This is a genomic window from Chryseobacterium sp. HNCC26DJ239 (assembly GCF_057180445.1).
In genome coordinates this window covers 430,473-453,926 of sequence record NZ_JBXUGJ010000004.1, presented here as the reverse complement: position 1 = coordinate 453,926, position 23,454 = coordinate 430,473, and the positions used below count along the sequence as shown (strand labels likewise).

The 23,454-nt window shown below is 35.1% G+C and carries 20 protein-coding genes and 1 pseudogene; 15 read left to right on the top strand and 6 right to left on the bottom strand.

The genetic code is table 11. The features are described from left to right. The first annotated feature begins 110 nt into the window (after positions 1-110). Positions 111-755 carry a 50S ribosomal protein L25/general stress protein Ctc gene (locus AC2A1D_RS11265; RefSeq protein ID WP_484043737.1) on the top strand — a complete coding sequence of 215 codons (645 nt, stop codon included), beginning with the start codon at positions 111-113 and terminating at the stop codon, positions 753-755. 176 nt (positions 756-931) lie between these two features. Further along, positions 932-2,152, top strand: coding sequence for an aminotransferase class V-fold PLP-dependent enzyme (locus AC2A1D_RS11260; RefSeq protein ID WP_484043736.1), 1,221 nt, complete (start codon positions 932-934; stop codon positions 2,150-2,152). A 166-nt stretch (positions 2,153-2,318) separates the two neighbouring features. On the opposite strand, the gene AC2A1D_RS11255 is transcribed toward AC2A1D_RS11260, so the two are convergent. Next, positions 2,319-4,514, bottom strand: coding sequence for a glutamine synthetase III family protein (locus AC2A1D_RS11255; protein WP_484043735.1), 2,196 nt, complete (start codon positions 4,512-4,514; stop codon positions 2,319-2,321). A gap of 310 nt (positions 4,515-4,824) precedes the next feature. Between AC2A1D_RS11255 and AC2A1D_RS11250 the strand changes: the two genes are divergently transcribed. From AC2A1D_RS11250 to AC2A1D_RS11240, 3 genes are all read left to right on the top strand, one after another. Further along, complete coding sequence (locus AC2A1D_RS11250) at positions 4,825-6,516, top strand: DUF6909 family protein (protein ID WP_484043734.1); 1,692 nt, start codon at positions 4,825-4,827, stop codon at positions 6,514-6,516. A gap of 182 nt (positions 6,517-6,698) precedes the next feature. After that, positions 6,699-8,540, top strand: a complete 1,842-nt coding sequence (locus AC2A1D_RS11245) for a M1 family metallopeptidase (RefSeq protein ID WP_484043733.1) — start codon at positions 6,699-6,701, stop codon at positions 8,538-8,540. A 219-nt stretch (positions 8,541-8,759) separates the two neighbouring features. Then, complete coding sequence (locus AC2A1D_RS11240; RefSeq protein WP_484043732.1) at positions 8,760-9,518, top strand: type III pantothenate kinase; 759 nt, start codon at positions 8,760-8,762, stop codon at positions 9,516-9,518. 60 nt (positions 9,519-9,578) lie between these two features. On the opposite strand, the gene AC2A1D_RS11235 is transcribed toward AC2A1D_RS11240, so the two are convergent. The 5 genes from AC2A1D_RS11235 to AC2A1D_RS11215 all read right to left on the bottom strand — a co-directional run bounded on the left by AC2A1D_RS11235 (position 9,579) and on the right by AC2A1D_RS11215 (position 12,855). Beyond that, positions 9,579-10,010, bottom strand: a complete 432-nt coding sequence (locus AC2A1D_RS11235; protein ID WP_484043731.1) for a nucleoside deaminase — start codon at positions 10,008-10,010, stop codon at positions 9,579-9,581. A 55-nt stretch (positions 10,011-10,065) separates the two neighbouring features. Further along, a complete protein-coding gene (locus AC2A1D_RS11230; RefSeq protein ID WP_484043730.1) occupies positions 10,066-10,551 on the bottom strand; it encodes a hypothetical protein in 486 nt (161 codons plus the stop codon). 102 nt (positions 10,552-10,653) lie between these two features. Further along, positions 10,654-11,223 carry a hypothetical protein gene (locus AC2A1D_RS11225; protein WP_484043729.1) on the bottom strand — a complete coding sequence of 190 codons (570 nt, stop codon included), beginning with the start codon at positions 11,221-11,223 and terminating at the stop codon, positions 10,654-10,656. Positions 11,224-11,281: 58 nt separating this feature from the next. Continuing rightward, positions 11,282-11,902 (bottom strand): energy transducer TonB, encoded by a 621-nt coding sequence (locus tag AC2A1D_RS11220; protein ID WP_484043728.1) that lies wholly within the window; start codon positions 11,900-11,902, stop codon positions 11,282-11,284. Positions 11,903-12,003: 101 nt separating this feature from the next. Then, the gene (locus tag AC2A1D_RS11215) at positions 12,004-12,855 is read right to left on the bottom strand and encodes a GLPGLI family protein (RefSeq protein WP_484043727.1); all 852 of its coding nucleotides are present in this window, start codon (positions 12,853-12,855) and stop codon (positions 12,004-12,006) included. Positions 12,856-13,000: 145 nt separating this feature from the next. On the opposite strand from AC2A1D_RS11215, the gene AC2A1D_RS11210 reads away from it, so the two are divergent. From AC2A1D_RS11210 to mutL, 10 genes and pseudogenes are all read left to right on the top strand, one after another. Next, complete coding sequence (locus AC2A1D_RS11210; RefSeq protein ID WP_484043726.1) at positions 13,001-13,330, top strand: HesB/IscA family protein; 330 nt, start codon at positions 13,001-13,003, stop codon at positions 13,328-13,330. A gap of 57 nt (positions 13,331-13,387) precedes the next feature. Beyond that, a complete protein-coding gene (gene sufB, locus AC2A1D_RS11205) occupies positions 13,388-14,836 on the top strand; it encodes a Fe-S cluster assembly protein SufB (protein WP_484043725.1) in 1,449 nt (482 codons plus the stop codon). A gap of 150 nt (positions 14,837-14,986) precedes the next feature. Further along, entirely contained in the window at positions 14,987-15,367 is a 381-nt protein-coding gene (locus AC2A1D_RS11200) for a GxxExxY protein (RefSeq protein ID WP_484043724.1), read from the top strand. Between the two features lie 122 nt (positions 15,368-15,489). Beyond that, positions 15,490-16,233: a Fe-S cluster assembly ATPase SufC gene (gene sufC, locus AC2A1D_RS11195; RefSeq protein ID WP_484043723.1), complete on the top strand. Its 744-nt coding sequence runs from the start codon at positions 15,490-15,492 to the stop codon at positions 16,231-16,233. A gap of 106 nt (positions 16,234-16,339) precedes the next feature. Next, a complete protein-coding gene (gene sufD / locus AC2A1D_RS11190) occupies positions 16,340-17,647 on the top strand; it encodes a Fe-S cluster assembly protein SufD (protein WP_484043722.1) in 1,308 nt (435 codons plus the stop codon). 168 nt (positions 17,648-17,815) lie between these two features. Then, complete coding sequence (locus AC2A1D_RS11185; RefSeq protein WP_484043721.1) at positions 17,816-18,523, top strand: response regulator transcription factor; 708 nt, start codon at positions 17,816-17,818, stop codon at positions 18,521-18,523. 4 nt (positions 18,524-18,527) lie between these two features. Further along, positions 18,528-19,940: a sensor histidine kinase gene (locus tag AC2A1D_RS11180; protein WP_484043720.1), complete on the top strand. Its 1,413-nt coding sequence runs from the start codon at positions 18,528-18,530 to the stop codon at positions 19,938-19,940. Positions 19,941-20,072: 132 nt separating this feature from the next. Continuing rightward, complete coding sequence (locus AC2A1D_RS11175; RefSeq protein WP_484043719.1) at positions 20,073-20,570, top strand: hypothetical protein; 498 nt, start codon at positions 20,073-20,075, stop codon at positions 20,568-20,570. A 36-nt stretch (positions 20,571-20,606) separates the two neighbouring features. Then, positions 20,607-21,455: pseudogene (locus AC2A1D_RS11170) on the top strand (YoaK family protein). A gap of 222 nt (positions 21,456-21,677) precedes the next feature. Continuing rightward, positions 21,678-23,453 (top strand): DNA mismatch repair endonuclease MutL, encoded by a 1,776-nt coding sequence (gene mutL, locus AC2A1D_RS11165; protein WP_484043718.1) that lies wholly within the window; start codon positions 21,678-21,680, stop codon positions 23,451-23,453. Position 23,454: the final 1 nt, after the last annotated feature.

The window sequence follows — 23,454 nt, the reverse complement described above, 5'->3', positions numbered from 1 at the left end:
AAGTACTGCCGCAGATTTTTCATAAAATTCTAAACTGCTGATAATTTCATTTTTTAATTTCTAAAATAAATCATATCTTTGCACCCTAATTTTTATAAAATTCATTCATAATGAAATCTATTACAATTCAAGGTACAAAAAGAGAAAGCGTGGGCAAAAAGTCTACAAAAGCTTTACGTGATGCTGAATTAGTTCCTTGTGTTGTTTACGGAGGTGCAGAACCATTGAACTTCTCTGCTGAAGAGAAAGCTTTCAAAGGTTTAGTATATACTCCTGAAGCACACACGGTATCTATTGAAGTTGACGGTCAAACAATTCCAGCTGTTCTTCAGGACATCCAATTCCACCCGATTACAGACAAAATTCTTCACATCGACTTTTATCAGTTATCTGACGATAAGCCAGTTATCATGGAGGTTCCTGTAAGAATTACAGGTCGTTCTAAAGGTGTTGTTGCAGGTGGTGTTCTTCGTCAATCTTTCAGAAAATTGAAAGTAAAAGCGATTCCTGCAAACTTGCCAGACGAAATCGTTGTAGATGTTACTCCATTAAGAATTGGTAACAAACTTTACATCGGTGCTATCAAAACTGAAGGATACTCTTTCATGCACCCAGACAACGCAGTTGTTGTAGCAGTTAAGATGTCTAGAAATGCTATGAAAGCAGGTGCAGGTGCACAAGATGACGATGAAGATGAAGAAGAAGTAGCAGCAGAAGGCGAAGCTCCAGCAGCAGAGGCTCCAGCAGCAGAATAAGAATTTCTTATCTCAAAAATACAAACCTGTCATATTTATGGCAGGTTTTTTTATGCCTCAAACACCACTTTCATTGTTTTTTATGAAATTTTTCACAAGTTATCGCTGAAGTCAGATGTAAAAAAAGACGTAAATTTGAACCATTCTAATTTAGAACACCCAAAAATTCAAAAACAATGTTTGACATTCAAGAAATAAGAAGTCAGTTTTCTATATTAAACGAAACAGTAAACGGAAAACCATTGGTTTACCTAGACAATGCGGCAACCTCTCAAAAACCAGATTCTGTACTACAAATCTGGAATCAATATTATACAGAAATTAACGCCAACGTACACCGAGGAATCCATACTTTAAGCCAATTGGCAACCGAAGAAATGGAACTTGCGAGAAGAAAAGTTCAGAAATTCATCAATGCTAAAGAAGATTTTGAAGTAATTTTCACCAAAGGAACAACGGAAGGACTAAACCTCATCTCTTACATTTTAACTCCGAAGTTAAAAAAAGACGACGAAATCATTATTTCTTACCTCGAACATCACTCGAATATAGTTCCGTGGCAAATGCTTTGCGAAAGAACCGGAGCTAAACTTAGAGTAATCCCCATCGACGAAAACGGTATTCTTCAACTTGATTATTTAGACCAGTTTTTAAGCGAAAAAACGAAAGTTGTTTCTGTAAACCAAGTATCAAACGCCTTAGGAGTTGTAAATCCTATCGAAGAAATTATCGCTAAAACAAGAGCCAATTCTGATGCATATATCGTAATTGATGGCGCACAATCTGCCCCTCACTTTACAATTGATGTTCAAAAATTAGACTGCGATTTCTTTGTTTTTTCAGGACACAAAATGTATGCACCGATGGGAACGGGAATTTTGTACGGAAAACAGCACATTTTGGAAGAACTTCCCCCGTTTCATGGTGGTGGTGAAATGATTGCAACTTGTTCTTTCGATGCAACAACTTACGCTGGTTTGCCTTTTAAATACGAAGCCGGAACTCCTAATGTTGGTGGAAATATTGCTTTAGGAGCCGCTATTGATTTCATTGAAAAAGTAGGACAGCAAAATATTCAAAATCATGAAAATGCTTTGTTAGATTATGCTCAAAAACATTTACTAGAACTGGAAGGAATTAAAATTTACGGCGAAAAAGCGCACAGAACAGGCGTTGTTTCGTTCAATCTTGAAGGAATTGGTATTTCTTCAGATGTTGGGATGATTCTCGACAAATTGGGCATTGCTGTGAGAACAGGACACCACTGTACACAACCAATTATGGAGTTCTTTAATATCGCAGGAACCGTACGAGCAAGTTTTGCCGTTTATAATACTTTTGAAGAAATTGATGCGTTGGTAGAAGGTGTAAAAAAAGCACAAAGAATGCTCTCTTAATTTCGAAATCATCATATTTTATAAAACAACCCTTTCAAAGTTTAAAATGTTGAAAGGGTTTTCTTTTGTCTAAAATTCAAACCTCATCATTATTCTAAGATAATATAAAAAACAAATTCCCCGCCTTTCGGCAGGGAATTTTCACTAATATGGAACTTTACAAATGTTACTTTGTAAATAACATTTCTCTGTATTTCGTCATTGGCCAAAGCTCATCATCAACCATCATTTCTAAGTCGTCAGAAGCTTCTCTAATTACATCAAACAAAGGCTTCACTTTGTTACAGTACTCTTCTGCTTGTTTTTGACTGTCTGAATTTGCTTTTGCAGCTTCTCTAGCTCTAATCAAATCTTCAACACCTAGCTTAATTTTAGATACGTTTTCAGAAATGCTTGTAATTAAGCTCATTTGCTCTTTAGCTAAAGATTTAAATTCTTTATCTCCGAAAATTTCTTTAAGACCTTTTACGTTCTCAATTAATCTGTTTTGATAATTTAAAGCTGAAGGAATAATGTGGTTTCTAGCGATATCACCTAAAACTCTTGCTTCAATATCGATTACTGTTGAGTATTTTTCTAATTTGATTTCGTTTCTTGCTTCAACTTCTCTATGAGTGAAGATTCCCATTTCTTCGTAAAGAGCTAAGAATTTTGCATCCATTTCTTGTTTTAAAGCTTCTGGAGTAGTCTTCAAGTTATTCAGACCTCTCTTTTCAGCTTCTTTTGCCCAGTCATCAGAATAACCATCACCTTCAAACATGATGTTTTTACACTGCTTAATGTATTCTCTCAATACGTTGAAGATTGCCTCATCTTTCTTAAGACCAGTTTCAATTAAAGCATCAACTTCTTTTTTGAAATCCATCAATTGTTTTGCAGCAATTGTGTTCATTACCGTCATAGATTCTGCACAGTTTGCCGCTGAACCTACCGCTCTGATTTCAAATTTATTTCCTGTAAATGCGAAAGGAGAAGTTCTGTTTCTATCGGTATTATCCAACAAAATTTCAGGAATTTTTCCTACAACATTTAATTTAAGGTCTGTTTTTTCGTCTGGAGAAAGTTTCCCTTCTGTTACTTTTTCAAGCTCTTCCAAAACTCTGAACAACTGGCTTCCGATGAATACAGAAATAATCGCCGGTGGAGCTTCGTTTGCACCCAATCTGTGGTCGTTACTTGCAGAAGCAATACTTGCTCTTAAAAGGTCTGCATATTCGTGAACTGCCTTAATTGTGTTTACGAAGAAAGTAAGGAACTGTAAGTTTTTCTTAGGATTTTTTCCTGGGCTTAAAAGGTTTTCACCTGTATCTGTAGCTAAAGACCAGTTGTTGTGTTTTCCACTTCCGTTTACTCCTGCGAATGGTTTTTCGTGGAACAAAATGTGGAAATGGTGTCTGTGAGCGATTCTTGCCATTACGTCCATCAACAAAGAGTTGTGATCTACCGCAACGTTCACCTCTTCAAACATTGGAGCTAGCTCAAACTGGTTTGGCGCCACCTCGTTGTGTCTTGTTGTAACAGGAATACCCAATTTCATACATTCGATTTCCAACTCTTTCATGAAGTTCATTACTCTTGTAGGAATAGAACCGAAATAGTGGTCGTCTAACTGCTGTCCTTTTGCAGGAGAGTGTCCAAGCAAAGTTTTCCCTGTTAATACAAGGTCTGGACGAGATTGGTATAACGCTGAATCTACCAAGAAATATTCTTGCTCCCAACCTAAAGTAGGAGTTACTTTTGTTACGTTTTTGTCGAAATACTGCATTACATTTGTTGCAGCTTCGTCTACCGCGTTCAACGCTCTTAAAAGAGGTGCTTTATAATCTAAAGTTTCCCCAGTATAAGAGATGAAAATTGAAGGAATACACAATGTAGTTCCCATAATAAATGCCGGAGATGTAGGATCCCAAGCTGTATAACCTCTCGCTTCGAAAGTGTTTCTAATCCCACCATTCGGGAAAGAAGATGCATCTGGCTCTTGCTGAATCAATAAATTCCCGCTGAATCTTTCAATCGCTCTACCTCCTTCAATTGGAGTAAAGAATGAATCGTGCTTTTCAGCCGTGCTCCCTGTTAAAGGTTGAAACCAGTGAGTGTAGTGCGTAACACCTTTGCTCATTGCCCAATCTTTCATTGCAACTGCAACTTGGTCTGCGATGTGTCTTTGGATTTTGCTTCCTTTTTTCACCGCATCCATAATAGACTGGAACGCTTCTTTAGTTAAATATTCTCTCATTGTTTCTTCTGAGAAAACATTTTGACAGAATAATTCTGACAATTTCACAGGAACTTCTACAGAATTATCTCTTCTAAAGTCCTTGAATGGTAAAGTTTCTAACGCTTTAAATCTTAAAGTTGACATATTAGGTTGAATTTTTGATGGGGCAAATTTACAAAAAAAATAAAACCAAAATATTTTTACCCTAAAATTTTAGGGGTACTTATGAAAAATATAGTTATTTTTTTTCAACAGGATAGTTTTTCACAATAGGAAATCATCCACAAAAGAAATTGAGGATATTTGGTGAGAATAAAAAAACTTCTTATTTCGAAGATTTAATTATCTAAAATTAAGAAAAAAACTTCAAAAACATTCATTATAAGCTATTTATTAAATAATACTTAAAATATAGTTGACGGAGGATTTCGTATATTTGCGTGAAATTAAATTTATGACAAATTCCAGAGCAAGAGAAACCACGGAAGCAATTGAAAGATTGTATATTTCTATGAGACACCTCTTTTACAGAGGTTTTTTTAAACCCGGTGGAGTTTCAGGAGAGAGTATCAGAAGTTTGTTAAAAACCATTAACCCAGAGATTTACGGAACCATGAACGTTCCAAGTAAATTAGAACTCAATGGTTTAATGTATGTTTTAGACAGACTTCCGGAAGGAATTGAAGAATGTGCTTTCATCCACCTTACTTCAGATGAAGGGTTTGATAAAGGTAGCTTCGAACCTATAGTTCCCAAAAAGAGAAGAAGAAACTGCTACAGAATCGATGAGCACCAAATGAACATCGAGGTTCTTCTAGGTCGTTCCGAAATCTATGATATTCTTACCCACCTTACCTTTTTATTTATTGAAGCAGACAAAATTCGTAACCTAGCTTTCATTCAGGATGAAAACTGGAAACCGACACGTGCGTTCAAAATTATTGAAGAGGTTGTAAAAGGCGAGAAAAAATTCAGCAGAAAAGAAAAAGAAGTTGCCTTAATACATCTTTCTTCTTTAATAGGAAGAACTTTCGACGAAACCTTAAATGCTTACAACACGTTTGGCGACGACCAAAACCCGGATAGATTATTCAAAATTATTTATCATTTAGGAAAAGTAAGTCTTGAAGACGCAAAACAAAGCCGCGAAAGAGAAATTCATTTTTCTGCCATCTTAAGAGAAAGAGTGGGGCATCATTATTTCGGCGAAAAATGGGCCAATAAAGTGAAAGATGTTTTATTTGAAAACAATCTTCACATGAGACCGCTTCATATTATTTCGGCAAATATGCATTCGGTGAAAAACATGCTCTACGCCAACGATGCACTTAAGAAAAAACAATCGAAAGAGGTTGATTATTCTTTGTATGAAGAAATCTCAAACAAAAAAGAACTCAGAGATAAAGTTTTAAAATATTCTTTAGAGCAGGGGCTTATTTATATTGATGACAACACAGGAAGTAATATCGATGTTCAAATTATTGACCTTTCTAAAGTTGATTTAAAAAACACCCCTTTCAGCGATACAAAATTCAATGGAGACGATGTAGTTTTGGTTTTCGATTACGCTTTCGGAGAACAGGCTTTCGAAGTAATGGACGAGTTACTAAGACCTTTCGAACAAAAAGGCGAAGTGTATATGATGAAAGTAAAATCTGTTTCCATCATGGGTAAAGCAGGGATTTTAGCCGGAGGAAAAGGCGACATTATGATTCCGACTTCTCATATTTTTGAAGGAACAGCAGATAATTATCCGTTTGAAAACGCTTTAAAACTTGATGATTTTGTAGACGACGAGCTTAAAGCTTTCGAAGGACCAATGATTACCGTTTTGGGAACTTCGCTTCAAAACAGAGATATTCTTTCGTATTTTATGAACACGTCTTGGAAAGCAATTGGGCTGGAAATGGAAGGAGCACATTACCAAAAAGCAATTCAGGTAGCTTCAAAAATCAGACACCACATTTCGCCAGATTTATTTGTGATGTACGCGTATTACGCTTCAGATAATCCTCTAGAAACCGGCTCTACCCTTTCTTCAGGAGGTTTAGGATTAACAGGGGTAAAACCAACCTACCTTATCACGCTAAGAATTTTAGAAAAGATTTTGAATAGCGTAAAGAAAGAAGTTTCTACTAAGAAATAAATTTGAATAATTACTAATAATATAATCCTTTAGGTTTTAAACCTGAAGGATTTTTATTTTCTAAAGATTTGCGCAGAATTTTCATATAAAACCGCCACGAATTCACAAAAACCCACCTAATATTCGTGTATTCATGGCAATAAAATTAAAATTACTTACCTTTAGAAAAATAAATTTTATCAATGAAAAAACCGCTTGTCCTCATTTTTGCGTTTATTTTGGCGCAGTTTCAGGCTCAGCAAAACGCCTACTATCAACAGTTTGCACAATATAAAATGGATATTGATGTAAACGCAGAAAAATTCACTTACGAAGGTTCTCAAACTTTAAATTACACCAACAATTCGCCAGACCAGCTCGATGTGGTGTATTTTCACCTGTATTGGAACGCCTTTAAACCCAACTCGATGATGGACCAAAGAGTTGCCGGACAAGGGAAAAACGGAGATTCGAGATTGCAAAAAAACGGCGTTTCGAGATTGGCTTCGATTCCTAAAAACGAAGAAGGCGCACAAAATATTCACTGGATTAAGCAAAACGGAAAAGACGTAAAATTTGAAATCCAGGAAACAGTGATGAAGGTTTACCTTTCAGAACCCATCAAACCCAATTCAAAAACCACTTTCACCATGGAATGGGATGCTGTAATCCCTCAACAAATCAGAAGAAGTGGAAGAAACAACCGTGAAGGTGTTGATATGACGATGACGCAATGGTACCCTAAAATTGCAGAATACGATTACGATGGATGGGCAACTTTCGACTATGTTGGAAGAGAGTTCCATGCTCCTTTTTCTGATTTTGATGTAACAATTAAAATCAATAAAGATTATGTTGTTGGAGCGGGAGGAATTCTTCAAAACCCTTCAGAAGTGAAAGGTTATGATGCCTCTGCAAAAATTAAAGTCGATAAAAACAAAGCAACCTGGAAATGGACAGCGAAGAATATGCTCGATTTTGCTTGGGCTGCAGATAAAGATTATTCTGTGGAAAGTTTCGATGTTCCGCAAGGTCCGAAAGTGTTTTTAGTCTATCAAAAAAATGATAAAACTAAAGTCTGGAGCGAAGCAAAACCTTACATCACAAAATACTACCAAATCATGAATAATCGTTTTGGTAAATACACTTATCCTTCATACGCTTTCATCCAAGGTGGCGATGGCGGAATGGAATACGGAATGTGCACGATGATTTTAGGTGAAGCAGAAAGCATTGAAGATTTAATGGGATTAATGGTACACGAAGGTTCTCACTCTTGGTATCAGCAAATATTGGCAACCAACGAGCCTTTAAGACCTTGGATGGACGAAGGTTTCACAAGCTACGCAGAAAGTGTGGTAATGAATGAACTTTTCCCACCAAAAGAAAATACTCCAAATCCTTTTGTTTCTAAAATTGATGCTTACAGAAACATTGTAAAAAGAGGCATTGAGGAACCTGCAATTTGGCTAGGTGACCACCATGACAACGGAACGGCTTATTCTTTCGCGAGTTACGTAAAAGGAGAATTGTATTTGGTACAATTGGGCTACATCGTAGGTGAAGAAAATTTAGCAAAAATCATGAAAGAATATTTCGAACAATGGAATTTGAAACATCCTACAGACAGAGATTTCTTACATATTGCACAAAAAGTTTCTGGGATGGATTTGAAGTGGTTTCAACATTATTGGATTAATACTACCAAAACCATCGATTACGCCATTAAAGACGTAAAATACGACTCAAAATCTACCACAATTACTTTGGTAAACAACAGTCAAATCCCGATGCCTATTGATTTTTCTGTAATGACGACTGATAAAAAAATCATCACATACCAAATCCCAATGAATATGACGCATACTTGGAAAACGAAAGATGCGTACGGAGATTTCAAAACGATGCCTTATTGGCCTTGGACACAGAAAGAATACAGTATTACGGTACCTTACAGCAAGTCTCAATTATCGGTTTTAGGAATTGATTTTAGCCAAAGAATGGCAGATGTAAATCCGGCAGATAATTTTGTTGAAGTGAAGTAGATTTATGATACTTCAAACAAATAAAAGATTAAATAAAAAACCCAAAGAGCAATTCTTTGGGTTTTTTGATTGATAAACCAAAGCAAAAACATGGAATAAATCATTCCCCTTCCATTCAAAATAATTAACATTCTGCTCTTTAAAAGCAACGAATTCCTTAATTTTAGCCCGAAAAATAAATTTCAGTGTAAAGAAATATACTGAAGAAAATATAAAGGCATGAATTCTATCGTGATTAATGTTGGAAACAGCAACATCAGATTCGGACTATTTAATGGCGACAACTGCGATATTTCGTGGGTAATCAATACAAAACCTTACCGTACAGCAGACGAATTGCATGGTCAAATGTTAATACTGTATCAAACTTATAAAATCAACCCAAAAGATATTTCCAAAATAATTGTAGGCTCTGTTGTTCCTCAATTAACCAGAGAAATAACGTCTGCTATAAGAAAAATTCACGGGATTGCTCCGGTAATGGTAGACCGAACAACCCCTTCTGGAGTTCAGGCTAAATCTAAACAGATGGGAACCGACATCTACGCCAATTTGGTTGCAGCACACAATCTTTACCCAGGAAAGAAAAAAATTGTTCTCGATTTTGGCACCGCTCTTACCGCAAGTTGTGTAGCCGAAAACGGCGAGTGTTTAGGAGTGATTATTGCTCCGGGAATTGTAACGGCGCTTAATTCTTTAATCCATCAAACCGCACAACTTCCGGAAATAGAACTGGTAAAACCCAAGTCTGTTCTCGGCTTAGACACTGTTACATGTATGCAAAGTGGGATGGTTTATGGTTTTTTAGGAATGGTAGAAGGTTTTGTAGACCGCATTAATGATGAGGTAAACGACGATTGTTTCGTAATTGCAACTGGCGGAGTTTCGCATGTTTACAAGCCATTAACGGAGAAAATTCATCTTGCAGACCGATTGCATACTTTAAAAGGATTGTATTTTTTAGGGAAAGATATTTAGATTGAGGTTAAGGTTAAGGCTAAGTTCAGAGAACTTTTCAGCATTAACCTTAATCTCAGTCTATCTTTTAGATTTAAAAAACTCTTTTACAATAGAAGAACATTCATTTTCCATAATCCCGACAACGATTTCAGTTTTTGGATGAAGCGACAGGTTTTTATTGATGAAACCTCGCTGCTCATCTCTTGCGCCAATCACCACTTTAGAAATCTGAGCCCAACTTAACGCTCCGCAACACATTACACAAGGCTCTAAAGTAACGTAAAGTGTACAATCTTTCAAGTATTTCCCGCCAAGAAAGTTTGCAGCGGAAGTAATTGCCTGCATTTCGGCGTGAGCTGTAACATCGTTTAAAGCTTCGGTAAGGTTGTGAGCTCTTGCAATGATGCGGTTATTTGAAACCACCACACAACCAATCGGAACCTCATCTTTTTCTAAAGCGATTTCGGCTTCCTGTAAAGCCATTTTCATAAAATATTCGTCGGTAAACATAAAAAATAAAAGCTTAGTGCAAAACTAAGCTTTTCAATATATTTTTTTAGAACTTTTAGAATCTATAGCCAATTCCAGTCATAAATACTCCTGTAACTTCATCAAAACCAGGATCATTAAAAACCCTTCTAGCTACTCCTCCACTCACCTCTAAAACCAATCTTTTCTTGAGAACCCATTTCCCACCAAAACCCAATCCTAAACCAGCACTAAATTCACTTACGGTAATTGGAGCAAAACCTTGGAGGAAAAATCCTGAAGCATATTTTTTTCCCAGATAATACCTAAAATATGGAGAAATTTGAGCTATTTCGTCTGTTTCCCCACTTAAATCAATCATTGCATTTATTCCAACTCCCATATTTTGCTTTAGAATTCGTTCATAAGAAATATTAATCATGGGAACCGCAATTAAAAGTAGTGGATCTAAAATAATATCATTCTTTCTTTCAGTTAAAAGCTGTATTTCTGAATTAACTTCTTGCGCATTACCATTAAACAGCGCAAAAAACAATAAAAAAGCGGTAATAAATGTTTTCATGTAGTTAGTTTTACACAAAAATAAACATTCTCCTGAAATACTACCTCAATAAAAAAAAGCTTAGTGCAAAACTAAGCTTTTCAATATATTTTTTTAGAACCTTTAGAATCTATACCCAATTCCGCCCATGATTTTTCCTGTAACTGGGCTAAAATCATTTCGATCAAAATTACCGAATCTTCTAGCGATACCTCCACTTGCTTCAATAACCAGTCGGTTTTTAATTACCCATTTACCTCCAACTCCAAAACCAAAACCTACAGTTGTAAACGTTTTTTCTCCACTATCAACCGTGTAGTACATATTGGTAGATTCATTATACACCCACGCGTAAGGCCACTCTCTCTGCATCGTTACTGGTATAAACCCTTCAAAGAAAAATCCTGAAGCATATTTTTTTCCCAAATAATATCTGAAGTAAGGAGAAAACTGTGTAAAGTAATCACTTTCATTATCATCCAAAACAATCATTGCATTTACACCTACCCCCATTTTTTTATCAATAAGTCTTTCGTAAGAAACGTTAAGCATTGGAATGGCAATAAGTAGAAAAGGATCTAAAGTAACGTCATTTTTTCTTTCTGAACCGCTTTCCTGATTAGAGTTCAACTCCTGAGCGTTCAAATTAAACAAGGCAATTACAATAAGTAAAGCTGAAATAATTTTTTTCATGAAATCAATTTTTCGTAAAAATAATCATTCTGATGAAACGGCAAAATTATTTTTTCATTTACTCCAATTTAAAACTCAGAGGCAGCCTAAAACGACTTCTCACAGGACTTCCGTCTATAACGGCAGGTGTAAATTTTCCACCAATAGAGTACAAAGCAATCTCTGCCTGTCGGTTAAAAGTGAAGTTATCTCCTTCAGCTTTTACGTTGGAAATGGTTCCATCTCGTTCTACGATAAAAATAACCTGCGTTTTTATGTCTTTTACTTCTGTATAAATACCTTCTGTGTAAAAAAGATTGGCGACTTCCTGTCGCAAAGCATTAATTCCGCCTGGATAATCTACTTCTTTGTCATTTGCTTTTAAGCTTTCTTCTTTATTCTGAATTATAATTTGTGCTTTATTTATTTTTTTTAAATCTTCAATATTCTTTGTCTTAAGAAGAGCTGCGATGAGCGCTACATTTTCCACGCTATCCATCTTCTTCATAAAGAATACAAAATCATTTCTTATCGCGTTTTTATTAATGTCGTTTTTCTCAGCTTCAAATTTCTTCTGAAACTCTTTATTAAGCATCGCTCTATATTTATTATAATAGTTTTTCACATTCCTAAATTCTTCTGCTTGCTGAGCAAAAGAAAACTGCGAAACCATTAAAAACAACAGAATAAAAACTCTCACCTGTGAATATTTTGTAAATGTAATGAAAAAACCTTCTTTTTATGATGAAAAACATAAAAAGAAGCACAAAAAAACCGAAGCTTTTCACTTCGGTTCATATATTAGTTCAGTTCAATTGGGTTGCTGTTTTTCTTCACTTGCTCTTTCATACGTTCTTCCATTCTTTTTCTGAAGTCGCCATTCTGACCTCCACCTCCACTCGGTGGTGGTGGAGCCATTCTCATTCCGCCGCCACCGTCACCACTACTTCTCTGTTGAGTAACAAAAGCAACAGGATCTTTCTTGAATTTCTCTTCTTGCTTTACATAATCGCTACGTTTTACTTTCATTGCGTTTCCGAAACGATTGGTAAGATCCGGAAGTTCGGCAATTTTATAGTTTTTCATTAAATCGAAAGAATATTCTGCTTTATCGTCTTCAATTTTAACAATTAAACCTGGAAGCCCAGAAAATTTATACGGTCCATCTTGATAAGGAAGATCTGTAGTAAACCAAGCCGTCCATTTTCTACCTGCGAAATCTGTTTCTGCTTTTTGTACTTTATATTCTCCTATTTTAGTGGTTTCGGAAAGCATTTTCCAGTTTATTGGTCTTTCTTCCTCATAAGTATAGGTGTCTCTACCGATACGATTTTTGAAGACAACTTTTTGTGTCGCTTTATCTTTTTCAATTGAATAATCAATATTAGACTGAAGGCTTTCCATCTGCTCTCTATTAAACCCTCTTGCTCCACCACTTTGGAACATCGCCTGCATTACAGAATCTCTTTTGATTCTATTTTCCGAATAAAACTGAGACTTATCCTTCGTAATATCTAGGTAAGCATTTTCAGTTTTAACTTCTGTTTTATTTTCTGCATTAGGTTTCATGGTAACCTGATAAACAAACCTGTTGACCTGAGCGCTCATATTCTGTACAAAGAGGCAGGTCATTACAAAGAAAATTTTTTTCATTCCCGTTAATTTATTGTTTTGATAGTTATCTGACAACAAAGTTAAAACTATCAATGATAAAAATAGTTAAAAATAAAAACGCCAATTTTTATTTACTAATTATTAGTCGTAAATTTGCAACCTGAAATCATTCTAAATAAAAACAATGATAAAAGTTAGCGATCAGGCAAAAGCAAAAGCGGCTCAGTTGATGACAGAAGAGGGCTTCAATCCTGAGACCGATTATATAAGAGTTGGCGTAAAAAGCGGCGGTTGTTCCGGGCTTGAATACGTCTTGAAATTTGACAACGAAAAAGGTGAAACAGACCAAGTTTTCGAAGACAACGGCGTGAAAGTAATCGTCGAAAAAAAATCAATCCTTTATTTAGCAGGAACTATTCTAGAGTATTCTGGAGGTCTTAATGGAAAAGGATTTGTTTTTAACAATCCAAATGCTGCAAGAACTTGCGGTTGTGGAGAAAGTTTTTCTCTTTAAAATTTAATTATTAAGAAATTCAGCGACAAAAAAGTTCTGAAAATCTAAAAAAATCTAATGAGTAAATATACAGAAGACGATCTAAGAGTCGATTTAGAAAATAAAAAATACGAATTCGGCTGGGAAACCAAAATCGATTACGAAGATTTCCCGACAGGATTAAACGAAGATATCATCCGTGCGATTTCTGCTAAGAAAGAAGAACCAGAATGGATGACTGAATGGCGTTTGGAATCTTTTAAAATCTGGCTGAAAATGGCAGAGCCAGACTGGGCAAACATTAAATATGAAAAACCAGACTTTCAGGCAATTAAATATTACGCAGCACCAAAAGCAAAACCTGAGCTTGAAAGCTTAGATGAAGTAGACCCTGAATTGTTGAAGACTTTTGAAAAATTAGGAATCAATATTGAGGAGCAAAAAAGACTTGCCGGTGTTGCTGTGGATATCGTGATAGACTCTGTTTCTGTAAAAACAACTTTCCAGGATACTTTGATGGAGAAAGGAATTATCTTCTGCTCTATCTCTGAAGCCATTAAAAATCACCCCGATTTAGTAAGAAAATATCTTGGTAAAGTAGTTCCAAGAGGAGACAACTTCTATTCAGCATTGAATTCTGCGGTATTTTCCGACGGAAGTTTTTGCTACATTCCAAAAGGTGTAAGATGCCCCATGGAATTATCAACCTATTTCCGTATCAATCAGGCAGGAACAGGTCAGTTTGAAAGAACACTTGTCATTGCAGATGAAGGAAGTTATGTTTCTTACCTTGAAGGTTGTACTGCTCCGTCGAGAGACGAAAACCAGCTTCACGCAGCCGTTGTAGAATTGATTGCAATGGACAATGCTGAAATTAAATATTCTACCGTTCAAAACTGGTATCCAGGAAACGAAGAAGGAAAAGGAGGTGTTTTCAATTTCGTAACAAAAAGAGGGCTTTGTGAAAAGAATGCAAAAATCTCTTGGACACAGGTTGAAACAGGTTCTGCCGTAACTTGGAAATATCCTTCTTGTATCTTGAAAGGCGACAATTCTGTGGGAGAATTTTATTCAATTGCAGTAACCAACAACCACCAATATGCCGATACAGGAACAAAAATGATTCATATCGGGAAGAACACAAAATCTACCATTATCTCTAAAGGTATTTCTGCAGGAAAATCTAACAACTCTTACAGAGGTTTAGTAAAAGTGATGCCTTCTGCAAAAGGAGCAAGAAACTTCTCACAATGTGACTCTCTGTTGATGGGTAATGAATGTGGTGCACATACTTTCCCTTACATCGAGATAAAAGACCCAACTGCACAATTGGAGCACGAAGCAACAACTTCAAAAATCGGTGAAGACCAGATTTTCTACTGCAACCAAAGAGGTATTGATACAGAAAGAGCAATTGCTTTGATTGTAAATGGTTTCAGTAAAGAAGTTTTAAATAAATTACCAATGGAATTTGCTATTGAAGCCCAAAAATTACTGGAGATTTCACTAGAGGGTTCTGTAGGATAATCTTTTTATCGCAAAGTAAAACTAAGTTTTTTTTAATTGCTAACTGTTTATTTCAAAGGTAAACAAAGGCGCTAACGCTTAGGAAAGTAAGACAAGTTTTAAATTGAGTTCCTACAATTAACTTGTGTATCTTTGCGAAAATTTACACAAATGACTGAAAATGAAATTTCAAAGATTGTCTTTGAAAGCGGATTAAAAATTCATAGAAAATTAGGAACTGGCTTATATGAAAGCATTTATGAAGAATGTCTTTTCTATGAATTGAAGAAAGCAGGAGTAAAAGTTGAAAGACAAAAAACTCTGAACATCCAATATGAAGAATTGTTGCTAGAAAATGCTTTTAGAATGGATTTAGTAATTGAAAACATGGTTGTTTTAGAAATTAAATCTGTTGAAAGTTTAAACAATTTTCACGCATCACAATTAAAAAATTATTTACGGCTAGGAAATTATAAGTTAGGAATGCTTATCAATTTCAATTCTCAACTGTTTAAAAATGGTGTCATGAGAATCGCAAATGGTCTTGAATAATTTTAGATATAAATTTAATTAAGAAATAGTATTTCATTGATAAGCGTTAGCGCCTTTGTTTATCTTAAAAAAGCAAAGGAGATTAAAAAATCTTAGTCTAGCCTTGCGATAAATTTAAACGTATGTTAGAGATAAAAAACTTGCACGCCAAAATTGAAGACGGCGCAGAAATTTTAAAAGGTATCAATCTTGAAATAAAACCAGGAGAAGTTCACGCTATTATGGGACCAAACGGAGCTGGTAAATCTACTCTTTCTTCTGTAATTGCAGGGAAAGAAGATTACGAAGTTACCGATGGAGAAATCATTTTCAGAGGGGAAGATATCATAGAAGATGCTCCTGAAGAAAGAGCACACAAAGGGATTTTCCTTTCTTTCCAATATCCGGTAGAAATTCCGGGTGTTTCTGTAACCAACTTCATCAAAGCTGCGATGAACGAAAACAGAAAAGCAAACGGATTAGGAGAAATGCCTGCAAAAGAAATGTTGGCAATGATTCGTGAAAAGTCTGAGAAATTAGGAATCAAAAAAGATTTCCTTTCAAGGTCGCTAAACGAAGGTTTTTCGGGAGGTGAAAAGAAAAGAAACGAAATTTTCCAAATGATGATGCTTGACCCTAAATTGGCAATTCTTGATGAAACCGATTCTGGATTGGATATCGATGCTTTAAGAATCGTTGCAGACGGTGTAAATGCCTTTAAAAATGAAGGAAATGCAGTTCTTTTGATTACACACTATCAAAGATTGCTAAACTACATTCAACCAGATTTCGTACACGTTTTAGCAAACGGAAAAATCATCAAAACTGGTGATAAATCTCTTGCTCTAGAGCTTGAAGAAAAAGGGTACGACTGGCTTTTGAATTAATCTAAAGTTCAAAGTTTAACGTTCAAAGTTTAAGCAGCCACGCTGCGAAATGTAGGTAAATTAAGCTGCCGAACAAAACAAGGTGCGAAGCACCGAAATATTGGTTATGACATTACACGAACAAATTTTAAGTAATCACAAAGACTTTTTAAACTCGCTTCATCACAGGTTTTTAGATGAAGACAGAAAAACGGCACTTCAAAGATTTGAAGAAGCTGGTTTTCCGACTAAAAAAGACGAAGAATATAAATACACCAACCTTAAAGAGATTACCGAAAAAACGTACAACTTTTTTCCGAAAGAAAACCACAACATCACCAAAGAACAGCTAGAACAGCTGCATTTGGGCGAAGAAAACTTCGACTGGATTACTTTCGTAAACGGTAAACTTCACAAAGAATTATCAAAAGTTTCGATTGAAAATGTTGAATTTCTTTCATTTAATTATGCTTTAAATGACGAGAAACACAGAGATGTTTTTGAAAAATATTTCAATACTATTGCAGCAGATCAATCCGCTTTTACCAACTTAAACCAAGCCTATTGCAAATATGGCTTCTTCTTGAAAGTTCCTAAAAATGTGGTGATTGAAAAACCAATTCACGTTTTTTACATCTCTCAAAACCAAGAAGAGAACACATTTTACAATACAAGAAACTTACTTATTGTAGAAGAAGGTTCAAAAGTAGAAATCATCGAAAGCCATCATAATTTTGACAATTCTTACGTGCTAACAAACTCTGTAACAGAGATTTTCACGTATCCAAACGCAAAAGCAGATTGGCATAAATTGCAAAACGATAACGATACTTCTTATTTAATTGATAACACTTTCGCGAAGCAGGAAAAAGACAGTTTAACAACTGTAAACACGTTCTCTTTCGGAGGTAAATTAGTAAGAAACAACTTAGATTTCATTCAAAATGGGTCGAATATCAACTCATTTATGAACGGAATCACCATTATCGGGAAAGACCAAACTGTAGACCACCATACTGCGGTACACCACAACTTCCCAAATTGTGAAAGTTATCAAAATTACAAAGGAATCTACGACGGAAAATCTCACGGTGTTTTCAACGGGAAAGTTTTCGTAGATAAAATTGCACAAAAAACCAACGCTTACCAACAAAACAACAACGTTTTGCTAAGCGAAGGCGCTTCAATTGATACAAAACCACAGCTTGAAATTTTTGCAGACGATGTAAAATGTTCGCATGGTTGTACAGTTGGGCAATTAAACGATGATGCTTTGTTCTATTTAAGAGCAAGAGGTATTTCTAAAAAAGAAGCTCAGGCGTTACTTTTATACGCTTTCGCTAATGATGCAATGCAAAATATCGACATCGAACCTTTGAAAGAAAAAATCTCTAAGCTTTTAGCTGAAAAACTAGAAGTTGATATTGAGTTTTAATTTCAACTTTACGAATATATATAATGAGTGGTTCTTCGCAACCGCTCATTTTTTTTGCTTTAAATTAAAAACCACCTAATTATTTAACATAATTTTCATGCATTCAGAAAGGCAAAATCTCTCATCACCTCAAATGAAATTCATATTTTTGTGTAATTAGGAACTGTTATGAAAAAAATAATTCTGATTGAAGATGAAAGCAGCGTCGTTTCTTTCATAAAAAAAGGACTTCAGGAAAACGGATACGAAATTTCGGTAGCTTTTGATGGTATTACCGGCGTAAAACTCGTTAAAGAAAACGATTTCGACTTGGTTATTTTAGACATCATGCTTCCCGGAATGAACGGACTGGAAGTCTGTAAAGAAATTAGAAAAACCAAAACCAATGTTCCTATTCTATTTTTAACCGCTTTAGGAACTTCAGAAAATATTGTTCTCGGTCTTGAAAGCGGTGGAGACGATTATTTGGTAAAACCTTTTAAGTTTATCGAACTCGTTGCGAGAGTAAAATCTTTATTGAGAAGAAGTGGCAACAACAACGCGAATGAAGTAGAAGAAAAAGATGTTCAAAGTGAGCATATTTACCAATTTTCAGACGTTTCAGTTAATGATTACACCAAAACCGTTACTCGTGCCGGAGAAGAAATCTCTCTTACTTCTACAGAATATAAACTCCTTCTATATTTCCTCAACAATCCAGAAAAAGTAATTTCCAGAGCAGAAATTCTGGAAGCAGTTTGGGGCGTAAATTATGACATGGGAACCAATGTAGTGGATGTTTATGTAAATTATCTCAGAAAAAAAATAGACAATCAGGAAGACAACAAACTTATCCATACGGTAATTGGAATGGGCTACGTTTTGAAAAAAACTTAATAAAATGTTCAATAGAGTAATAAACAATCAAACCAAAACAATGATTCTTTTGATGGTAGTTTTTGCTACCGTTATTTTGCTGTTTGGAGGTTTGGTGTACTACTCGATCGTAAATTTTTCGCATCAAAGATTTTATGAACTTTTAAAAATCAGAACGACCACCATTGTTCAGATCGAAAAAAGCAAAAAGAAACTAGACATTCCCGAAAATCACATCCTTAATAGTTTGAATGACGAAGAACTTCCGATGGAAAGAGATTATGTTTTTGCCGTTCCGGAAGATTCAAACTTTACCAAAATATCTTCAGAAGTACATATTCCTGATTCTTTTTTCAGAAATGTGCTTAGAAAAGGAGAGTCTAATTATAACGACAACGAGTTTTACTATATCGGGCAAAGTTTTCGATATAATAATAAAAGCTACATTGCGATTGCTTCCGCAAAAAACCATTACGTAATTTATTATTTAGGCTTTTTAAAGAGAACGCTTATTACCTGCATCGTTCTTTCTTTGTTTTTCAGTATGATTTTTTCTTTTTATTTGTCTAAAACTTTATTTAAACCCATCCTGAAAATTACAGGTAAAGTACAGGAAATTACCTCAGAAAACCTTCATTTAAGACTTGAACCACAACCCGACAATAAAGAGCTGAATGAGCTTGTAGAAACATTCAATAACATGTTAACGAGGCTTGAAACCTCTTTTGAAACCCAAAATCATTTAATTGGAAACGTCTCTCACGAATTAAGAACGCCTCTTACCTCAATTATGGGTGAAGCAGATGTGGCGCTTTCTATCGACAGAAGCAACCAAGAATACCGAGAAACACTAGGAATTATCCTAAACGAAGCCGAAAAATTAGACAAAAAAATTAAAGCACTCCTCTTAATCGCTCAAACTGGTTTTGATGGAAAAATACAGAAAATCGATAAAGTAAGGATGGACCAACTCATTTGGGACGCCATTGAAACCATTAGAAGAATTGATTCTCGAAATAATATTTATCTCGACATTAGTATGCTTCCTGATAATCCTAAAAAATTGAAAGTTTTAGGAAACGAGCAATTGCTTCATCTTGCAATTACCAACATCATTAACAACGGTTGCAAATATTCAAATTTTGAGCAAGTAAAAGTTTCGATTGGCGCTACAGATACTGATGTCTACATTATTGTAAAAGACACCGGAATCGGAATTCCTGAGTCTGAAATGCATAAAATCTACGATCCTTTTTTCCGTGCTTCTAATACAAAAAACTACGAAGGATACGGCATTGGTTTGCCTTTAGCAAGAAACATTGTGAGAATGCACAATGGCGAACTTACCGTAAGCTCTTTTGAAAATCAGGGAACAACTGTACAACTAAGATTCCCTACACTTTATGCAAGTTTAAAAGCAGAAGAAACAATAATTTAAGCTTAATTTTTTTATTCTAATCACATTTTAATACTCTTAATTACATTCTAATTTATTTCCAAAATCCTTTTAATATACCGATCATACTTTTGTTTAGTAAACGTTAGAATTTATTAACCAAATCACAATCTTATGATCAAAACCATTTTAATTGCGACAGATTTTTCTTTAGACTCTCTAAATATAATGAAGAAGGTTTTGCGAGAAAAAAACTCTGTAGACAATACATTTCAGTATAAAATCTTGCTCGTTTCTGGCTACGATTCAGGAGAATCTATTCGTGATTTGCTTTTCAGCAACAAAGCTAAAATATTCAGCAAGATAAGACCTACGGAATTTGTTGAGGCATGCAATATCATCAAAAACAAATATCCAGACTTAATAAGTAAAATAGTTTGCGATGTCTTTACCGGAAATTTCCAAAGAACCTTCGATCAATATTTAAAAACATCTGAAATTGATGAAGCATATTTTTCAGATTCTCTGAAACACAGCAATCACAACAGAAAATTTGATCTTGCACCTTTCCTTAAAAAAACCACGTTTTTAGATGCGAAACAAATAAAAATGCACAGCCCGGAATTTCTTCCCGAAAAAGGAAAAATTGCCGAAGTCTTTGTAGAAGTATAAAGTAACACCATCACCTCATCACAAAATAGAAACCCCATGTTAAGAAATTATAGTAACAGCCGAACGCTAAAAGAAAATATACAGTTAGGAACACTGACTGCTTTTGTGGCAGGAACTATAAACATTGCCTCGCTGCTTATATTTCTTTCTTTCACATCAAATGTAACGGGACATTACGCTGTTTTTGCAGCAGAAATAAGTAAAGGAAACTGGTCGCAGGTTCTCGTTGTAGGAATTTGGATCTTTTTGTTCTTTTTCGGAAGTTTCACCTCCAACATGTCGGTAATTCACCTTCATAAAAAAAATCAATACCTCGCTCATGCAACACCGATAATAGTTGAAATTTTATGTCTCGTTACCGTAGGAATTTACGGACAGTTTTATTATGAAAAAACCATAGAAGAAGCAGAGATTTTAGTAGGTCTAATGCTGTATGCAACGGGTTTATAGAATGGTCTTACTGCGAGTATTTCAAACTTTTCGGTAAAAACAACGCACCTTACCGGTACAACAACCGATTTAGGAATTCTTTTTTCGATGTTTACCCAAAAAAGATTTAGAAAAAATCCAGAATTGGTTGCAAAAGCAAAACTGCTTTTCAGTATCATGGTTGCATATGTTTCTGGTGCTGTGTTTTCAGGTCTTACGTATTATCTTCTAGAGTTTAAAGTGTTTTTTGTAATTAGTGCATGTCTCTTTGTCGTGATTGGATACGATTTTTATAAAATTCATTTAAGACACTTTTACACACAATACCGATATTCAAAGATTTACAGAAAACCAAACATCATCTCTGTATTTTACGATAAAATTCACGGAGACAGCGTAATACAAAACAAAAAAACACTCCATAAACCCAAAACAAAACTGGCTTTTGAAGATTAAAACTTCTAAGCGCATAAGAATCGAAAGTATTTTACTTGTATATAGTTAGTTTTTTTCAAAATCCTCCGAAGTAAAACGGAGGATTTTACTTTACTCCACATTATGAACTAGTTTAAAAAGCAACAGACATTGTTTATATGTGGAAAATTAAATTTTAATTTAAACTTCAAAATGTTTCATTTTTATTTCGATTCAGTATTTTTGTAAGTTCATTTATCATATATGTCAGATATCATTCAGCTTTTACCCGATCATGTAGCCAACCAGATTGCAGCAGGAGAAGTCGTACAAAGACCCGCTTCTATTGTAAAAGAGCTTCTGGAAAATTCTATTGATGCAGGTGCTTCAAAAATAGAACTCATCATACGTGAAGCCGGAAAAAACCTTATTCAGGTGGTAGATGATGGTAAAGGAATGTCTGAGACAGATGCAAGAATGGCTTTCGAAAGACATGCCACTTCAAAAATTCGTGGCACAGAAGATATTTTTAAAATTGCTACGAAAGGATTTCGTGGGGAAGCTTTAGCTTCAATTGCTGCGGTAGCTCAAGTAGAGCTTAAAACCAAGCAGAAAGATTCCGAAGTGGGCACAAATATCTACATAGAAGGCGGAATTTTTCAATTTCAAGAACCTGCGCAAACAGCGGAAGGCTCTAATTTTTTAGTAAAAAACCTTTTCTACAACGTTCCGGCTCGAAGAAAGTTTCTTAAAAATAACAACATCGAATTTCGTCATGTTATTGATGAATTTCAACGTGTAGCTTTGGCTCATGAAAATCTTGAATTTTCTCTTTTCCATGATGATGAAGCTGTTTTTAGGCTGAGAAAAGGAAGCCAAATGCAAAGAATTGTAGACATTTTCGGAAGAAAACTACAACCACAGCTTATCCCGATAAAAGAAGATATTATTTGGTGTAAACTTCATGGTTTTGTGGCAAAACCTGAAGGTGCTAAAAAAACAAGAGGTGAGCAATTTCTTTTTGTAAATGGTAGATTTTTCAAAAGTGCTTACTTCAACAAAGCGGTTCAGGAAGCGTTTGAAGGATTGCTTTTACCAGGTTTTATCCCAACATTTTTCCTTTTCCTTGAAATTGAACCGGAGAAAATTGATGTAAACATTCATCCTCAAAAAACAGAGGTGAAGTTTGAAGACGAGCATCTTATTTTTGCGCTTATTCGTTCTACAATCAAAAGATCTTTAGGAATTTACAATATTGCGCCAAGTTTGGATTTCGAAAGAGATCCTCAGTTAGATCAAATGATGCAGAAAAGCTTTCCAAGCAAAGGAAATGCGCCTGTAAAAATGCCCGAAATTATTGTAGACAGAGATTACAATCCTTTCTTGGAAGAAAAACAGGTTACGAAAACCGAAATTCAGAATTTAGCAGAAATGTATCATCAAAACATTGCTGCAGAACCTTCAAAAATTAATCTTTTTGAAGATGAAGATTTTGATGAAGATTTAATGAGGCTTCCGAATGGATATTGGCTTTTCAATAAAGGAGATCGTACGTTGATGCTTGATTTGGGAAGAATGCATCGTCTTGTGGTTTCAGAAAATAATAAATCTGAAAAAAAGGCGAGCTCGGCAAGTCATGCATTGCTATTCTCTCTAGAATATCACATGAACGAGATTGAAAAAAACAAGTATCGTTCGATAAAAAAATACCTTCCCGAGCTTGGATTCGACATGAAAATTGCACACGAAAGCGTGTTAAGAATCGACAGCGTTCCTGAAGGCTTGAAAGAAACACAAGTAATGAAGTTCTTAGAAAATCTTTTTGAAATACTTGAGTATAAAACCGAAGAAGAATTTATGCAGTTTTACCAAAACCAATGGAACAAAATGCAGACAAAATCTCGCTTCGATTTTATCTATAAAAAAGATGCAGAACAGCTCATTAAAGACTTTACCACATTAGGTTTCCCGGAATTTTTACCCAACGGAAAACGTTGCTTTTTCGAAGTTCCGTTTAATGACTTTAAAAATAAATTTTAAG

Excerpts from the sequence above, each read along its gene's own strand:
- sufB (WP_484043725.1), top strand. The coding sequence starts at position 13,388 with ATGAGTAAATATACAGAAGACGATCTAAGAGTCGATTTAGAAAATAAA.
- AC2A1D_RS11230 (WP_484043730.1), bottom strand. The coding sequence starts at position 10,551 with ATGAAAACATTTATTACCGCTTTTTTATTGTTTTTTGCGCTGTTTAAT.
- AC2A1D_RS11260 (WP_484043736.1), top strand. The coding sequence starts at position 932 with ATGTTTGACATTCAAGAAATAAGAAGTCAGTTTTCTATATTAAACGAA.
- AC2A1D_RS11255 (WP_484043735.1), bottom strand. The coding sequence starts at position 4,514 with ATGTCAACTTTAAGATTTAAAGCGTTAGAAACTTTACCATTCAAGGAC.
- AC2A1D_RS11185 (WP_484043721.1), top strand. The coding sequence starts at position 17,816 with ATGAAAAAAATAATTCTGATTGAAGATGAAAGCAGCGTCGTTTCTTTC.
- AC2A1D_RS11245 (WP_484043733.1), top strand. The coding sequence starts at position 6,699 with ATGAAAAAACCGCTTGTCCTCATTTTTGCGTTTATTTTGGCGCAGTTT.
- AC2A1D_RS11200 (WP_484043724.1), top strand. The coding sequence starts at position 14,987 with ATGACTGAAAATGAAATTTCAAAGATTGTCTTTGAAAGCGGATTAAAA.
- AC2A1D_RS11265 (WP_484043737.1), top strand. The coding sequence starts at position 111 with ATGAAATCTATTACAATTCAAGGTACAAAAAGAGAAAGCGTGGGCAAA.
- sufC (WP_484043723.1), top strand. The coding sequence starts at position 15,490 with ATGTTAGAGATAAAAAACTTGCACGCCAAAATTGAAGACGGCGCAGAA.
- AC2A1D_RS11240 (WP_484043732.1), top strand. The coding sequence starts at position 8,760 with ATGAATTCTATCGTGATTAATGTTGGAAACAGCAACATCAGATTCGGA.
- AC2A1D_RS11210 (WP_484043726.1), top strand. The coding sequence starts at position 13,001 with ATGATAAAAGTTAGCGATCAGGCAAAAGCAAAAGCGGCTCAGTTGATG.
- AC2A1D_RS11215 (WP_484043727.1), bottom strand. The coding sequence starts at position 12,855 with ATGAAAAAAATTTTCTTTGTAATGACCTGCCTCTTTGTACAGAATATG.
- AC2A1D_RS11250 (WP_484043734.1), top strand. The coding sequence starts at position 4,825 with ATGACAAATTCCAGAGCAAGAGAAACCACGGAAGCAATTGAAAGATTG.
- sufD (WP_484043722.1), top strand. The coding sequence starts at position 16,340 with ATGACATTACACGAACAAATTTTAAGTAATCACAAAGACTTTTTAAAC.
- AC2A1D_RS11225 (WP_484043729.1), bottom strand. The coding sequence starts at position 11,223 with ATGAAAAAAATTATTTCAGCTTTACTTATTGTAATTGCCTTGTTTAAT.
- AC2A1D_RS11175 (WP_484043719.1), top strand. The coding sequence starts at position 20,073 with ATGATCAAAACCATTTTAATTGCGACAGATTTTTCTTTAGACTCTCTA.
- AC2A1D_RS11235 (WP_484043731.1), bottom strand. The coding sequence starts at position 10,010 with ATGTTTACCGACGAATATTTTATGAAAATGGCTTTACAGGAAGCCGAA.
- mutL (WP_484043718.1), top strand. The coding sequence starts at position 21,678 with ATGTCAGATATCATTCAGCTTTTACCCGATCATGTAGCCAACCAGATT.
- AC2A1D_RS11180 (WP_484043720.1), top strand. The coding sequence starts at position 18,528 with ATGTTCAATAGAGTAATAAACAATCAAACCAAAACAATGATTCTTTTG.